Annotated in this window: 13 protein-coding genes and 1 pseudogene; 7 read left to right on the top strand and 7 right to left on the bottom strand. The window is 61.6% G+C overall.

Annotated features, from left to right (window positions below; translation table 11 throughout):
• Window positions 1-103 precede the first annotated feature (103 nt).
• Window positions 104-2,446: an acyl-CoA dehydrogenase gene (locus G7020_RS24275; protein WP_100548528.1), complete on the top strand. Its 2,343-nt coding sequence runs from the start codon at window positions 104-106 to the stop codon at window positions 2,444-2,446.
• A gap of 22 nt (window positions 2,447-2,468) precedes the next feature.
• Complete coding sequence (locus G7020_RS09490) at window positions 2,469-3,653, top strand: acetyl-CoA C-acyltransferase (RefSeq protein WP_100548527.1); 1,185 nt, start codon at window positions 2,469-2,471, stop codon at window positions 3,651-3,653.
• Window positions 3,654-4,262: 609 nt separating this feature from the next.
• Here the strand turns inward: G7020_RS09490 and G7020_RS09485 are convergent.
• Genes G7020_RS09485 through G7020_RS09465 form a run of 5 tightly spaced genes read right to left on the bottom strand, consistent with a single transcriptional unit; the run spans window position 4,263 to window position 9,399 of the window.
• A complete protein-coding gene (locus G7020_RS09485; protein ID WP_100548526.1) occupies window positions 4,263-5,408 on the bottom strand; it encodes an acyl-CoA dehydrogenase family protein in 1,146 nt (381 codons plus the stop codon).
• A 2-nt stretch (window positions 5,409-5,410) separates the two neighbouring features.
• Window positions 5,411-6,610, bottom strand: coding sequence for an acyl-CoA dehydrogenase family protein (locus G7020_RS09480; protein ID WP_058151198.1), 1,200 nt, complete (start codon window positions 6,608-6,610; stop codon window positions 5,411-5,413).
• 54 nt (window positions 6,611-6,664) lie between these two features.
• Window positions 6,665-7,867 carry an acyl-CoA dehydrogenase family protein gene (locus G7020_RS09475; protein ID WP_100548525.1) on the bottom strand — a complete coding sequence of 401 codons (1,203 nt, stop codon included), beginning with the start codon at window positions 7,865-7,867 and terminating at the stop codon, window positions 6,665-6,667.
• A 7-nt stretch (window positions 7,868-7,874) separates the two neighbouring features.
• Window positions 7,875-8,981: an acyl-CoA dehydrogenase family protein gene (locus tag G7020_RS09470; RefSeq protein WP_100548524.1), complete on the bottom strand. Its 1,107-nt coding sequence runs from the start codon at window positions 8,979-8,981 to the stop codon at window positions 7,875-7,877.
• 10 nt (window positions 8,982-8,991) lie between these two features.
• Complete coding sequence (locus G7020_RS09465) at window positions 8,992-9,399, bottom strand: Zn-ribbon domain-containing OB-fold protein (RefSeq protein ID WP_100548523.1); 408 nt, start codon at window positions 9,397-9,399, stop codon at window positions 8,992-8,994.
• A 253-nt stretch (window positions 9,400-9,652) separates the two neighbouring features.
• Here G7020_RS09465 and G7020_RS09460 point away from each other — a divergent pair, with 253 nt between their 5' ends.
• From G7020_RS09460 to G7020_RS09450, 3 genes are all read left to right on the top strand, one after another.
• On the top strand, window positions 9,653-10,348 hold the full coding sequence (locus G7020_RS09460) for an SDR family NAD(P)-dependent oxidoreductase (RefSeq protein ID WP_100548522.1): 696 nt from the start codon (window positions 9,653-9,655) through the stop codon (window positions 10,346-10,348).
• A gap of 38 nt (window positions 10,349-10,386) precedes the next feature.
• Window positions 10,387-11,094, top strand: coding sequence for an enoyl-CoA hydratase-related protein (locus G7020_RS09455; RefSeq protein WP_235569245.1), 708 nt, complete (start codon window positions 10,387-10,389; stop codon window positions 11,092-11,094).
• Between the two features lie 109 nt (window positions 11,095-11,203).
• Window positions 11,204-11,632 (top strand): universal stress protein, encoded by a 429-nt coding sequence (locus G7020_RS09450; RefSeq protein ID WP_058151204.1) that lies wholly within the window; start codon window positions 11,204-11,206, stop codon window positions 11,630-11,632.
• Between the two features lie 22 nt (window positions 11,633-11,654).
• Here the strand turns inward: G7020_RS09450 and G7020_RS09445 are convergent.
• Window positions 11,655-13,040 (bottom strand): annotated as a pseudogene (locus G7020_RS09445) (malate synthase G); the annotation flags it as partial.
• Between G7020_RS09445 and G7020_RS09440 the strand changes: the two are divergent.
• Both G7020_RS09440 and G7020_RS09435 read left to right on the top strand, forming a co-directional pair.
• Complete coding sequence (locus G7020_RS09440; RefSeq protein ID WP_125852341.1) at window positions 13,024-13,326, top strand: hypothetical protein; 303 nt, start codon at window positions 13,024-13,026, stop codon at window positions 13,324-13,326. The pseudogene G7020_RS09445 and the gene G7020_RS09440 overlap by 17 nt on opposite strands.
• Before the next feature lie 49 nt (window positions 13,327-13,375).
• Window positions 13,376-13,981, top strand: coding sequence for a hypothetical protein (locus G7020_RS09435; RefSeq protein ID WP_100548520.1), 606 nt, complete (start codon window positions 13,376-13,378; stop codon window positions 13,979-13,981).
• Between the two features lie 423 nt (window positions 13,982-14,404).
• On the opposite strand, the gene G7020_RS09430 is transcribed toward G7020_RS09435, so the two are convergent.
• A partial coding sequence (locus G7020_RS09430; protein WP_219852637.1) for an ATP-binding protein occupies window positions 14,405-14,514 on the bottom strand: 110 nt, incomplete at its 5' end.

Below are 14,514 nucleotides of genomic sequence, written 5' to 3'. Positions count from 1 at the left end.
TGTTTCGGTGAATGAAGCATGCAGCCGGCCTGGTTGACAAGCTGTAAGGCTGAGGCATTATAGCTGATAAATCGTTAGTTTTTAATCGGCGAGATGACTGAGCATGAATGATGAAGTGGGAGTGGCCGAGCTGTTGCAGGACTCGGCGAACGACTATCTGGCTGGAACCCATGCGCCTGCCAGGTTACGTGGCTGGATCGGGCGCGTACGACCGGTGGAGCGTGCACTGTGGCGCGGCATGGCTGAGCTGGGCTGGACAGCGCTCATGTTGCCGGAGGAGATGGGTGGCAGTGGTCTGGGCTTACGCGAAGCCTGTGCTTTGAGCGAGATAATGGGAGAACGTTTGCTCGCGGAACCCTTCGTCGCCTGCTGCGTACTTCCTTCGGTGCTGCTGGCGGCGAGTAAGGCTGACAACGCGGCGAGCGGACGCGAGCAACTGGCTGGCTGGTTGCAGTCAGGCGAACGCGTGTTGACCTTCGCCTGGCAGGAACGGGCCGCTCAGCTCGATATCGAACAGCCGACATGCCTCCTGCGCAATGGTGTGGTGACTGGTGAGAAGCGCTTCGTCATTGGTTGTGAGGCGGATTCGGTATTGCTTGTGCTGGCCCAGGAAGCCGGTCAGACGGTGTTGGTGGCCGTGGCCGCCGATGCTTCGGGGGTCAGTTGCGAGTCATTCGCTGCTGGTGTCGGCAGCCAGGCCCATGTGCGTTTTGAGCAGACCCCTTTGTTGTTTGGTGAGCCGCTGCTGCGTGGTGAGGCCGCCGAACAGGCTGCGCGTCAGGCGCTGGTCGCCGGGCGTATCGCGCTGTCTGCCGAACTGGCCGGATTATCCGCTGGCTGCCTGCGACAGACCATCGACTACGTTAGCCAGAGGGTACAGTTCGCACGCCCCATTGGTAGCTTCCAGACCGTGCAGCATCGTTGCGTTGACCTGCACATCGAGGCATTACTGGCGCGTGCTTCCTGGCAGCATGCTCTGGACTGTTACGAGCAGGCTCCGCTGTCCGCAGCCACCTTGGCGGCCACCAGCGCGGCCAAGGCGCGTAGCGGAGCGGGTGCGGTAATCACCGGCAAGCAATCGGTGCAGTTGCATGGTGCCATGGGCTTCGCCGAGGAAGTCGATATCGGCCTGTACCTGCGCTCTGCGATCTTCGGTTCGGCCTGGCTGGGGGCGGCGCAGAGCCACCGTCGCCTGTTCGCCGAGCGTTATCCGGCCCTGCGTAGCGAAGAACTGGACGATAGCACCCTGACGCAGGTGGCGCTTAGTGATACCAGTGACCCGCGGGAGTGGGGCGACGACGAATTCCGCCTGCGCCTGCGCCGCTGGCTGGAGGCGAACTACCCGCTGCACCTGCGTCAGGACGACCGTCGCCCATTCCTGCGTCTGCGCGGTGACGACCTGTGCAACTGGCTGCGCTTGCTCAACGAGCACGGCTGGCGGGCACCGGCCTGGCCGCGGGAATATGGTGGTATGGGTATCTCGTTCCGCAAACAGATGATCTACCAACAGGAAATGGAACGTGCCGGGGTCGGGCGGATCATCGACAACGGTGAAACCCAGCTTGGCCCAACCCTGATGAAATGGGGGACACAGGAGCAGCGTGCCTACTACCTGCCGCGAATCCTGCAGTGCGACGATGTCTGGTGCCAGGGTTACTCGGAGCCGGGGGCCGGCTCCGATCTGGCCAGTCTGCGTACCCAGGCGGTGCTCGAGGGCGACGAGTATGTGGTGAGCGGCCAGAAGATCTGGAGCACCCATGCTTTGGATTGCACGCATATCTTCACTCTGGTGCGTACCGGCAAGTTCGAGAAGAAGCAGCAGGGCATCAGCTTCCTGTTGATCGATCTCAAGGCGCCAGGCGTGAGCATCCGCCCGATCGCCAATATCGCCGGCGAAAACGAATTCTGCGAAGTGTTCTTCGATGCCGTGCGGGTGCCGGCGGTGAACCTGGTGGGCGAGTTGCACCAGGGCTGGAGTGTGGCCAAGGCGTTGCTCGGTCATGAGCGTATCTGGCTGGGCAGCTCGGCCATGGCCGGTAGTGCACTGGATCTGGCCGAACGCCTGGTGGTGCAGCTGGGCCTGATGGATGACAGGGGCGTGCTCGACCGCCTGGCTGCTCTGCAGGCTGACTTGCATGACTACCGTCGACTCTATGCCCAGGTGTGTGACCGCATCGCCAATGAAGGGGCCGAACCTGACGCCGAGGCTTCGGTGCTGAAGGTTTATGTCTCTGAGCTGTTGCAGCGGATCACTGAGTTCAACGTCGAAGTCAGCAGCGAGTACGGCGGTGTAGTTGGTGATGTCAGCATTGGCGATCTGGAGGTCGATCCGCACTGGGCTCTGATGATGGCCCGACCGGTGACGATTTATGCCGGTGCCAATGAAATTCAGCGCGATATCCTGGCCAAGGCCGTCCTCAATCTTCCCAATCTACCGCGCGGCTGATGCCGGCTATCTGGAGCAACACATGAGAGAAGCTGTCATTGTTTCCACCGCCCGTACTCCTATCGGCAAGGCTCATCGAGGTGCGCTGAACAACATCAAGTCGCCGAGCATGACCGCCCATGCCATGTTGCAGGCTGCTTTGCGCACAGGCGTGGAGCCAGGAGCAATCGAGGATGTGATCATCGGTGCGGCGATGCCCGCCGGCACGGCGGGTAGGAACCTGGCCCGCGCTGCTGCGCTGCGCGCGGGATTCGGTGTGCAGGCGGCCGGTTCTACGGTGGATCGTCAGTGTGCATCTGGCCTGATGGCCATCGCCATCGCGGCCAAGCAGATCATCGTCGACGGGATGGACATTGTCATCGGAGGCGGTTCGGAGAACGTCAGCGCACTGACACCGAGTTATCTGGAGCTGGCCATCCGAGAGAAGGATGAGGTTCTGGCGGATATGCTGCCACAGGCCTACATGCCGATGATCGAGACTGCCGAGTTCGTTGCCAGGAAATACGGTATCAGCCGCGATGCGCAGGATGAGTATGCGCTGCTTGCTCATCAGCGGGCCGCCGCCGCCCAGGCCGATGGCAAGTTCGACGAGGAGATCGTGCCACTGCGGGTGCAGCAGAAACTGGTAGACAAACAGACCAAGGAAGTCAGCTACAAGGAGTTTCTCTTCACCGAGGACGAATGTCTGCGCCCGGATACCAGCGCTGCAGGGCTTGCCAGCCTCAAACCAGTGATCGAAGGGGGGAGTGTCACTGCTGGCAACGCCAGCCAACTGTCTGACGGTGCGTCGGCCTGCTTGCTGATGGATGCTCGCCTTGCCGAGCAGCGCGGTCTGCGCCCACTCGGTGCGTACCGTGGTTTCATCAGTACTGGCTGCGCACCGGAGGAAATGGGTATCGGGCCGGTGACCGCTATTCCGCAACTGCTGAAGAAGCATGGTCTGACGGTCGGTGATATCGGCCTGTGGGAGTTGAACGAGGCGTTCGCCTGCCAGACCCTTTATTGTCGCGATCGGTTGGGCATTGATCCCGATCGTTTCAACGTCAACGGCGGCGGCATCGCGTTGGGGCATCCCTTTGGCATGACCGGCTCACGCCTGGTCGGCAGCGCGCTGCTCGAAGGTCGCCGTCGTGGTGTGCGCTACGTGGTGGTGAGTATGTGTGTCGGTGGCGGTATGGGGGCTGCCGGCTTGTTCGAGGTTTACTGATTCTTCTGCGTTTTTTGTGCTGTTTGAGCGTGACACCTGCCTTTCGATCTTGGGGGGCAGGTTTTTTTGCTCAGAGGATTTAGCTGATCTGATTTTCCTGCATGACGGGCAGCGCGGGGAGTGGCGCAGGGAGCCGCGGCTCAGGGCTTGCGGCAATACTACCCAATCATTCAGCCTCAGCCGTCTTGCTGCGGCAGCAAGCATGCACGCAACCCCGAGGGGGTGAGCCTGGGTGGAGCCCCCGTGAGCTGGCGACGAACTACGTGAGGTGGCGCGAGATGTGTGGTGCCTCTCGCTCGATCACTGGCGTACTGCTGCCGATGATTGCAATGGAGGATTAGACACTGTTTCAGTGGTTGATCTACCTGTCTACCGCAGTGCTCCTGGAAGGACAGGTTGTCATGGAGGTGCTCGGGGTGGCGGTGTTCGAGATCGACATGGTGCACGAACCATCCATTCGTGCTCTACCCGCAGTGGCTGGCCCAATCCACGGACGTGGAGAAACAAGGCATGCATGAGGTTGCGGAATGCCCTGTTAGGAAGCGTTCTCCGACAACATTAGAAGCGACCCAGTACACCCGGATGCGGGATCCGGGCGACATATGGGGCTCAGTTCAGGCCAATCGTGCGTTCCAGCTCCGCCAGTTTCTCGAAGTGGTGCATGCTGCTACCTAGCGCACTGTTGATCAGTGTCATACGCTTGAAATAGTGGCCGATTACGTATTCTTCGGTTACGCCAATGCCGCCGTGCAACTGGATTGCCTGGCCGCAGACGTATTGGCCACTCTTGCCGATATGAGCCTTCGCCATTGACAGTATCTTGGCCCGCTCATCTGAATTTTTGTTGAGGCTGGACAGCGCGTAGTGCAGCATGCCGCGCGATAGTTCCAGTTCGATCAGCATCTCACTCATACGATGCTGAAGGCTCTGGAAGTCGCCGAGCAACTGGCCGAACTGCTTGCGGATCTTCAGGTAGTCGCGGGTGATCCACAGTGCGCGCTCCATCACACCGATGGCTTCGGCGCAGAGCGCCACCGTGGCGTGTTCGAGGCCGTGGCGGATAGCGCCGAAACCCAGGCCGACGGCACCCAGTAGATTCTTGCGGCCAACCTCGACATCGCGCAGATAGAGGTGAGTGGCCCAGCGGTTATCGATCAGGCGAATGTCGCGCCGCTCCACTCCTGCGCCCTTCGGATCGACGACGAACAGGCTGATACCCTGTTCGTCGTCGTCGCTGCCGCTGGTGCGTGCCGAGACGATCAGTAGTTCTGCCACGTTGCCGGCCACTACCACAGCCTTTTCGCCACTGATCCGCCAGCGCTCGTCATCGATGGCGACTGCCCGGGTTTGTACGTACGCCGGCCTGCCATGCGCCCCAGCTTCCTCGTGGGCGAGTACCGGCAGCAGTTCGCCTGTGCACAGGGTCTGAAGTATCGTCGCCACCTTGGGATCGCGCGTGGCCGCCAGGGTCTGCGCGGCGAGCACTGCTACTGCCCAATAGGGTTCCACGCAGAGCATGCGGCCGTTCTCTTCCATCACCAGAGCGGACTCCAGGGCGGAGCAGTTCATTCCACCGAACTCTTCCGGAATCGCCAGGCCAAGTAGGCCGAGTTCGGCCAACTGCTGCCAGTGACTGGAGTCGAATGAGCCCTTGTCGACCACCGGGCCGCGTTTTTCGAATGAGCAGTTGTCTTCCATGAAGCGACGAACGCTGTCTCGCAACATGCTCTGTTCTTCGTTGAGTTGGAAATCCATGTTCAGAGCTCCAGGAATGAACGGGCGATGATGGTGCGCTGCACTTCATTGGCCCCACCGTAGATAGTGGTTGCACGACGGTAGAAGTAGTCCGCCATGATGCCTGGGGCATAGTTGGGACCAGGAGGCCAGGCCTCCTCACGCTGTGCATCCCCGAGCGGGTCGGGGTAGACGTAGCTGGCGTAGCAACCGAGCGCTTCGACCTGGAGCTCGCCAATCTTCTGCAGCAGTTCGGAACCACGGATCTTCAGCAGCGAGCCGACCGGTAGCCTGCTCTGGCCGCCAGCCTTCTCATGCAGCGCACGCAGGCTAAGCCAGCGCAGGGCCTGCAGATCGGTTTCCAGCTGGGCAAGGCGGGTGGCGAAGCCCGGACGGTCGATCAGTCGTGAGCCGTCGGCCTGGTTCAAGCTGAGGAACTTACGCAGACGCGCCAGGTTAGCGTTGTTGCGTGGCCACTCGGCGCTGAAGGCGCGTTCGTTCTCTAGCAGGAACTTGGCGTAGGTCCAGCCTTTACCTTCTTCGCCTACCAGGTTGGTGACCGGCACACGCACGTCGTCAAAGAACACCTCGTTGAGGCTATGGCTTTCGCCGATGTCATGGATCGGGCGGATGGTCACGCCTGGGGCCTCGCGCTCCACTAGGATCATCGAGATGCCGCGCTGGCGTGCTGCTGGGTCGGTCTTGACCAGGACGAAAATCATGTCGGCGGTCTCGACGAACGATGTCCAGATCTTGCGGCCGTTGATCACATATTCGTCGCCGACGCGTTCGGCCCTTGTGCTGAGTGAGCCCAGGTCGGAGCCAGCGTTGGGTTCGGAGAAGCCCTGCCCCCAGAATACGTCGCCGCTGAGGATGCGTGGACCGTACTCCTGCTTCATCACCTCGCTGCCAAAGGTCATGATCACTGGGCCGATCATCTTGAAGCCTGCGGTGTCCACGGCCGGGGCGCCGGCAAGCAGGCATTCTTCGTCGAAGATGAACTGGCGCAGAGGCGACCAGCCGGTACCGCCCCAGTGCTTCGGCCAGTTGGCGCCGGCATAGCCGTTGGCATGGAGAATCTTGGTCCAGCGCCGGGTGTCCTCGCGCAATGGGTGATAGCCGCGGTGGTTACGCTCGGCCAGATCTGCGGGGAGGTTGTCCTTGAGGAAGGCACGAACTTCCTGACGGAAGTCCTCGTCTTCCTGATCGAGAATGAAATCCATTGGGTCAGTCCTGTGGGCTGCTGGCGGGCTAGGCCCGCCGCTGTGGTGGTCGGGTTATTTCGGCGCGGCGTTGAAGGGGATGCCCTTGTCCGGCCGGTGGTCTTGGGGTAGCCCAAGCACACGTTCGGCCAGGGTGTTGAGCAACAGCTCGTCGGTGCCGCCGGCGATGCGCAGGCTGGGGTCGAGCCAGGCCCGGGCGAAGTCATTGGTCGCATGGCCGTGTGGCGCGAGACGTGCGCCGCTGGCACCCAGCAGATCCATGGCGGTGGAACCCAGCGCCTGGCGGGTTCGGCCCAGCAGTAGCTTGCGGATGGCCCCCTCTGGCCCTGGGGCCTGGCCATTGGCGAAGGCTTGCAGAGCGCGGCGATGGATGGCACGCAGGCCTTGGCGCTGTACGAATACCTCGGCAATCCTGGCACGGACTTCGCCGTCCTCCAGCGCCGGACGGCCATTGATCCGGGCATTGCCAGCCAGGTCGATGAAGTTCTCCAGAGTCGGGCCGTAGCCGGATTCGTCGGTCACCGCGTAGCGTTCGATCATCAGAGTTTCGACGGCGACCTTGAAGCCACCGTTGATTTCCCCTAGGCGCTGTTCGTCAGGGACGAACACTTCGTCGAAGAACACTTCGTTGAGATCTTTCTCCTCGCCCAGGCGGCGAATGGGCTGAACCGTGACGCCGGGTGACTTCATGTCGAGGAAGAAATAGGTCAGGCCGGAGTGCTTGGGCAGGTTCGGATCGCTCCTGGCCACTACCACGCCCCAGTCGGCGATCTGCGCCCAACTGGTCCAGACCTTCTGCCCGCTGAGTAGCCAGCCGCCCTCCGTGGGCACTGCCTTCAGGCGCAGGGAGGCCAGATCTGATCCGGCCGAGGGTTCGGAGAACAGCTGGCACCAGATCAGTTCACCGCGCACCGTCGCCGGGCCGAGTTTCTGTTTCCAGTGCTCCGGGGCATACCGCAGGAAGATCGGCAGCGGGTTGTTCAGGCTGATGCTGAAGTAGATCAGTGGCAGGTCGTAGCGCATCTCTTCCTCGCAGAAGATGACCTTTTCCAGTTCGCTACCACCAGCGCCGCCATATTCTTTAGGCAGGGTGATACAGCCATAGCCGTGCTGCACCTTGTGCGCCTGCCAGGCACGGGCCAGGGCCAGATCCTGCTCGAAGTCGAGGCCATGGCGGGCTCTTCCCGAATAGTTTGCCGCATGTTCGGCCAACCAGCTGCGAGCCTGCTCGCGGTAGCGTTGCAGTTCTTCGTTCATTTTCGTCTTATCCTGCCAGGCCAGTTGCAGATTCGAGTCCCAGGTCGCAAAGCAGTCGTTCCCGCCAGTAGTGGGAGCCTCCCAGCTCCAGGGCCAGGCTGCGCGAGCGGCGATAGTAGTGATGGGGCATGGCTTCCCAGGTGACGCCCATACCTCCGTGTACGTGTAGGTTCTCCTGGGCGGCCAGGTCGTAGGCGCGGGTAGCACCGAGACGGGCGGCAGCGGTCAGTTGGTTGCGAGCCGGCAGTCCCTGCTCCCAGGCATCCAGCGCGTCATGCGTACAGCCGCGAGCGATCTCCAGTTGGCAGTACATCTCCGCCAGCTTGTGCTTGATGCCCTGGAAGCCACCGATCGGCTGGCCGAAGGCGCGGCGCTCGCGGGCGTAGTCACAGGCCATGTCCAGACAGGCCTGGGCGCCACCGATCTGCTCGAAGGCGGTGGTCAACGCGGCAAGACTGCTGAGATTCGACAACTGCTCGGCATCGCCGAGGCGTAGCGCGTGCACCTGAACGAACTGCAGGGCCGCCGTCGCGCGGGAGTTGTCGAAACCATCGACCGGGATGCGCTGCACCCCGGGTTGGTCGAGTAGAACCAGGTAGAGGCCGTTGCCGTGCTCGTCTGCGGCCTGCACCAGGGCAACATCGGCGACCGTGGCGAAGGCTGCAGGGGCCTTTTCGCCGTTCAGTCTGCCGTTGCGAACCTGGGCCGAGTTATTGATCGAAAGTCCTCCATCGGCTGGGTCGGCCAGCGCCAGGCAGGCGATCCGGCTGCCATCGGTCAGGGCTTCCTGCAGGGCTGAGTGCTCCGCCCGCCCGGCTGCCAGCAAGGCATGCACGGCTAGCGTGTTGGCGATCAGGGGTAGCGAGGCAGTGATCCGGCCGAGCTCCTCGCACAGTACGCCAAGGCCGCCCCAGCCCAGGCCTAGACCGCCGGCCTGTTCCGGCACCGCGATCGCCGTCCAGCCTTGCTCGACGGCATGCCGCCAGAGCTCACGGTCGAAACCGCCTGGTTCATCGAGCATCGACTTGAGGTGCTCGGGCGTCGCCTGATCCTGTAGCAGGCGTCTGGCCTGCTCGCGGATGGTGGCGAGATCTTCAGCGTGTTCGGCTTGCATTCGGACTCTCTCAGACAGGGGTGAAGAGGGGGAGGTACACGTCCTCAACCGCCTCGAAGACGACTCGAACTCGCTGGCCAATAAAGGCCGAATCCGGGTGGCAGCCAACGATGTTGGTGGTCAATTGCAGGCCTGGTTGCTCGTCGAGGCTGACGATCGCGATTGCATAAGGCACCGCCTGCCCCGGGCTCCAGGGTTGGTGGTTGACCGTCAGGGCTTCGATGGTGCCAAGGCCGCTGACGGCTTCCGGGGCGAGCCGCTTGCTCAAGCACCTGGGACAGATGATTCCTGGCGGGTGCAGCCAGAGGCGGCAGTCCGTACAGCGCAAGATGCGCAACTGGTTGTCCGCTCCGCAGATCCAGAAGAAGCGGTTCAGGTCATCCAGTTCGGGAAGGGTGCGTTTCACGGCGTCAGTCATTGGGTTCTCCTGGGGCGGTGGCGCTTTCCTGCATCATGCGTCAGCTTCCGTCCGGCCTCCATAGGGTCGCGCGTTCAGGATTAAAACTAACACAATGTTATTTTTATTGTATAGTTTCCGCCAAGGCAAGTGGTGCCTCAGATAAATCAAAGCCAAAGGTTCACATGCTGATTACCAGGTTTGCGCGATGCTTTCCTGGGAATAATGGAGCTGGCTATGAGTCAGCTACACTTTAACAGTGGGAGATATCTGAATGTCCGGTCTGGTTGTGGTGACGGGTGCCGCTGGCGCTCTTGGACGCGCGGTGGCGCAAGCCTTCATTGAGCAAGGCAATCCGGTGTTATTGGTTGACTGCAATGAGCAGGTGTTGCGTTCTGCCTATGAAGGTGTAGAGGGCACCAAGCACTTTCTGGTGGCTGATCTGACCGACGGAGCGGCAACTCTTGAGGCTCTAGGGCAGGCGCTGCAGGCCCATGGTTCTGCAGCAGTGCTGTGCAACATCGCTGGGGGGTTCGCCATGGGCGTGGAGGTGCATGATGCCGACGCCAGTGTCTGGCAGAGAATGATGGATCTGAACGTGACCACTACCCTCAACGCTTGTCGAGTTGTAGTGCCGGGCATGTTGTCCGCTGGACAGGGCAAGGTGATCAACGTCGCTGCGGCTGGGGCTACCAGCGGCAAGGCGGGCATGGGAGCCTACTGCGCCTCGAAGAGCGTGGTCGCCAGGCTGACCGAATCGATGGCGCTGGAGTTGCGGGAGAAAGGAATCAACGTCAATGCGATTGCTCCGAGCATCATAGATACCCCGGCCAACCGCGCCGATATGCCGGATGCCGATTTCGCCAAGTGGGTGTCCACCCGGCAGTTGGCCGATGTCGTGGGCTTCCTGGCATCGGATCGTGCCAGCGCCGTCCATGGGGCGGTTATTCCCGTGGTGGGGCTGTCCTAGTGTCGACCAGTATCCAGGTCAGGCACAGGGGTGACGGAGTGTGTCTGATCGGCATCAACCGCCCGGAGCGTCGCAATGCGCTGGATACGGTGACCTACGTTCAGTTGGGTGAAGCGCTACAGGCGGCGGATGACGACGTGGGGGTGAGGGCAATCGTTCTGACCGGTGAAGGCGGGCACTTCACTGCAGGCAACGATCTGGCGGACTTCCAGCGTCTCAAGGACGCAGATGCTGTTCCCGGTATCGGTTTCCTGCGCATCTTGGCGACCGTTTCCAAGCCGGTGGTGGCGGCAGTCGAAGGTTATGCCATTGGTATCGGCACGACCCTGTTGCTGCATTGTGACCTGGCCTACGCGGGGCGTAGCAGCAAGTTCCGGCTGCCGTTCGTGGGGCTGGGGCTATGCCCGGAGGGCGCCTCGACCTACCTGCTGCCCAGGCTGGCGGGCAGTAAGGTAGCGGCAAATCTGCTTTTTTTCGGTGAGCCCTTCCTGGCCGATACGGCCCGTGAGATTGGCCTGCTCAACGAGGTAGTTGAGGATGGCACCGCCCTTGAGCGTGCTATCGAGCGGGCCGAGGCTCTGGCCCGTTTACCGGTTCAGGCCTTGGCGACTACCAAGCGCCTGCTTGTCGAGCAGCAACGCGACAAGGTCGGACAGATCATGGATGCGGAAGAAAAGGATTTTCTGCGCTGCTGCGCTGGGCAAGAGGCGCAGACGGCGTTTAGTTCGTTTTTCGCCAAGAAGTGACAGGATGGATCCAGTTCTGATTGACCCAGTTCACGGGTCTGTGCGTGCGGAGATAGGGAAAATTATCCGGCGATGCACAAGATCAACCCAGTCAACCCAAGGAGTTGTCATGCGTAATGTACTGCTTCCCTTTGACGGTTCGGCCTCGGCCAGGCGCGCTATCCAGTATCTGCTGGATCTGGCCGGCGAGTACCCGAGTATCCAGGTGCATGTGATCAACGTGCAGACCACCTCCAAGCTCCATGGCGACTATGTGTCTGCTGTCATGCTGGAGCAGCTGCATGCTGGGGCTCTCAATCATGCCCAGGAGATCGCTGCCGAGGCGGCTGCGCTGCTTGAAAAGGCGGGTGTTCGCGTCGAGGTTCATGCCCTGGTCGGTGAGGTCATCGACGAGATTGTCCAGGCCGTCAAGGCATACGGTTGCGATACCGTGATCATGGGAACCCGTGGTATGGGCAACCTGGGCAATCTGCTGATGGGCTCCGTCGCTACCCGGGTGGTGCATGAGGTGCCCGTACCGGTATTACTGGTGAAGTGATCCCGGTGCGGGCGTGGGCTGGTCAGTACGCCTCTTGCTTGAAGCGCAGGCGCCAGGCGTGCAGTTGCGGTTCGGTGTAGCCGCTGGGTTGCTCGCGACCCTTGAACACCAGGTCGTAGGTGGCGCGGAAGGCGTGGGAGGCGTCGACGTCCGGCGCCATCGGTCGGTAGGCCGCATCGCCGGCGTTCTGCCCGTCCACCACCTGGGCCATGCGTTGTAGGGTTTCGCGGATCTGCTGCTCGCTCACCACTCCGTGGTGCAGCCAGTTGGCGATGTGCTGGCTGGAGATGCGCAGGGTGGCGCGGTCTTCCATCAGGCCGACGTCGTGGATGTCCGGCACCTTGGAGCAGCCGACGCCTTGTTCGACCCAGCGCACCACGTAGCCGAAGATGCCCTGGCAGTTGTTGTCCAGCTCTTCCTGGATATCGGCGGCGCTCCAGTCGCGTGCGGCGGCCACCGGCACGCTGAGCAGGTCGCGCAGCAGGCCGTCGCGCTGGCTGGCGAGATCGATGAGTTCTAGTTCCTGCTGCACGGCCTGTACGTCGACCTTGTGGTAGTGCAGGGCGTGCAGGGTGGCGGCGGTGGGCGAGGGCACCCAGGCGGTGTTGGCGCCAGCCTTGGGATGGCCGATCTTCTGTTCGAGCATGGCCGCCATCAGGTCGGGCATCGCCCACATGCCCTTGCCGATCTGCGCCCGGCCGCGCAGGCCGCAAGCCAGGCCGACCAGCACGTTGTTGCGCTCGTAGGCGGCGATCCACGGGGTGGAGTTCATGTCGCCCTTGCGCAGCATGGCGCCGGCTTCCATGGCGGTGTGCATCTCGTCGCCGGTGCGGTCGAGGAAGCCGGTGTTGATGAAGGCCACGCGGTCCTTGGCCGCGGCGATGCAGGCCTTGAGGTTGACGCTGGTGCGCCGCTCCTCGTCCATGATGCCCATCTTCAGGGTGTGGCGCGGCAGGCCGAGCAGATCCTCGACGCGGCCGAACAACTGGTCGGCGAAGGCCACTTCGGTGGGGCCGTGCATCTTCGGCTTGACGATGTACACCGAGCCGCTGCGCGAGTTGCCGCGACGCTGGAGGTCGTGCAGGGCGATGGTGCTGGTGACCACCGCGTCGAGGATGCCTTCGGGAATCTCGTTGCCTTCGCCGTCGAGGATCGCCGGGTTGGTCATCAGGTGGCCGACGTTGCGCACGAACAGCAGGCTGCGGCCGTGCAGAACCAGCTCGGCACCGTCGGCGCCGGTGTAGACGCGATCCGGGTTCAGCCGGCGGACAATGGTCTTGCCGCCTTTGTCCAGGGTTTCGGCGAGATCGCCCTTCATCAGGCCCAGCCAGTTGCGGTAGACCACTACCTTGTCGTCGGCGTCGACGGCGGTCACCGAGTCCTCGCAATCCATGATGGTGGTCATCGAGGTGCAGCTTGTTCGCTATGTTTCGAAGCGTGGTCCCCAATACCGCGTGCTTGCCGCGAAGGCGAGCGAGAAAGTGCCAGGAGATCTGTTGCGCAAGGACTTCACCGAGGCGGTTCGCGTCTCTAACGGTATGGGTTTTACCCCGAGCGAAATTTTTATTCCTCGGCATCTGGTGGAGCGCTGCGAGATCAAAGACGGCCAGCAGGTTTCCGGTACAGCGGTACAGGCCTACAACAAGAAGCGTGAAAGCTGGGGATGGAAGGCCGTATCCATTCAACCTTTGTAGGCGGCTACTCGTTGGTCTTTCTCTGGCTCTTTTGAGAGTTGACGAATAATTGCGAAAGAAAATTCTGCAGTCTGGCTTTTTCAAGGCAGCACTCCTTGCGGTCGCCCCGAGCCTGATCATGGGGGGGCTGCCTCTGCTAGGTTATGCGCCATGGGAGCGTACCAGCCTGGAGGTAGTTGTTTTCTTCGTGGTGGTTTATTCCGCCATCCACGTGCTTGTTGCGCTGCTGGTTATGCTGGTGAGCCGAAAGTGGCGGGAGTATTTCCCGGCCATCATGCTGGGTGTGCTTCTGGGCGGCTTTGCCGGTTTGCAGGCGGGAGCAGCAATGAGAATGAAAGCCTATGAACTGGCGGGTGATCGTGCTGATGTTTTGATCCTCGCGATAGAGCACTACATTGAGGCTACCGGAGAGCCACCTGAGCGCTTGGAGCAACTGGTACCTGATTTTGTCCAGGCGATCCCAGTTAGGCTGCCGCTGCTTGAGATTGTAACGGGCGAGGCGGCACTCAAAGGTTTCTATGGCAATCCATGGGCTCTGTTGTTCAAGGCGGGGAGTGGTTTGAACTGGGACCAGCTCGTTTACCTGCCAAGGCAGAATTATGAGCAGGTCGAGTCGAAAACTTTGCTGGGGCGCTGGGCTTACATCCACGAGTAATCAAGCGGATGGTGACGTCGTTACCCGCCTCAAAAGCTATGGCGCCTCCAGCTTTTCCGGTGCTCGCGCCAACAGAGCCTATGGGCCGGTGTGAGGGGAATGCCAGATAAGCCTGGGATGCTGCGCAGGCGAAAAATCAGGAGGTCGAGGTACCTCCGTCATTGAAAAAGTCATCGCGAGCAACGCGCCCAAAATCACTGAGGTCCTTGTCCTCCTCGCTGAACATGAAGTTCACCATGCACTCTCGCCTGAGGCCAGAAATCGTCCTGAAAAAACAGGGTTCGCACAGATGGACTGCGGATTCCACGCCATCCGGCCACCCAGTCCGCTCTCATCTGGCCAGGCATTCCAGGGCCATCTGGCCACCTGTTCCACGGCCATCCGGCCGGGCAGTCGGAGCGCAGCGACGCAGGGGTGGCATTGTTAGTCCGGGTTGGCTGGCGTCGTCAATTTCTGCGTCCGTTTGCGCATTGATTCACCCTTCAGATTGATCCGGTAAGCGTTGTGCACCAGGCGGTCGAGGATAGCGTCGG

The sequence above is a fragment of the Stutzerimonas stutzeri genome (assembly GCF_013522825.1).
GTDB lineage: Bacteria > Pseudomonadota > Gammaproteobacteria > Pseudomonadales > Pseudomonadaceae > Stutzerimonas > Stutzerimonas stutzeri_AK.
This window is presented reverse-complemented; position numbering and strand designations above follow the sequence as displayed.

Bases quoted from the DNA above. Each gene is read 5' to 3' on its own strand.
- G7020_RS24275 (WP_100548528.1), top strand. From the start codon at position 104: ATGAATGATGAAGTGGGAGTGGCCGAGCTGTTGCAGGACTCGGCGAAC.
- G7020_RS09490 (WP_100548527.1), top strand. From the start codon at position 2,469: ATGAGAGAAGCTGTCATTGTTTCCACCGCCCGTACTCCTATCGGCAAG.
- G7020_RS09485 (WP_100548526.1), bottom strand. From the start codon at position 5,408: ATGGATTTCCAACTCAACGAAGAACAGAGCATGTTGCGAGACAGCGTT.
- G7020_RS09480 (WP_058151198.1), bottom strand. From the start codon at position 6,610: ATGGATTTCATTCTCGATCAGGAAGACGAGGACTTCCGTCAGGAAGTT.
- G7020_RS09475 (WP_100548525.1), bottom strand. From the start codon at position 7,867: ATGAACGAAGAACTGCAACGCTACCGCGAGCAGGCTCGCAGCTGGTTG.
- G7020_RS09470 (WP_100548524.1), bottom strand. From the start codon at position 8,981: ATGCAAGCCGAACACGCTGAAGATCTCGCCACCATCCGCGAGCAGGCC.
- G7020_RS09465 (WP_100548523.1), bottom strand. From the start codon at position 9,399: ATGACTGACGCCGTGAAACGCACCCTTCCCGAACTGGATGACCTGAAC.
- G7020_RS09460 (WP_100548522.1), top strand. From the start codon at position 9,653: ATGTCCGGTCTGGTTGTGGTGACGGGTGCCGCTGGCGCTCTTGGACGC.
- G7020_RS09450 (WP_058151204.1), top strand. From the start codon at position 11,204: ATGCGTAATGTACTGCTTCCCTTTGACGGTTCGGCCTCGGCCAGGCGC.
- G7020_RS09440 (WP_125852341.1), top strand. From the start codon at position 13,024: ATGATGGTGGTCATCGAGGTGCAGCTTGTTCGCTATGTTTCGAAGCGT.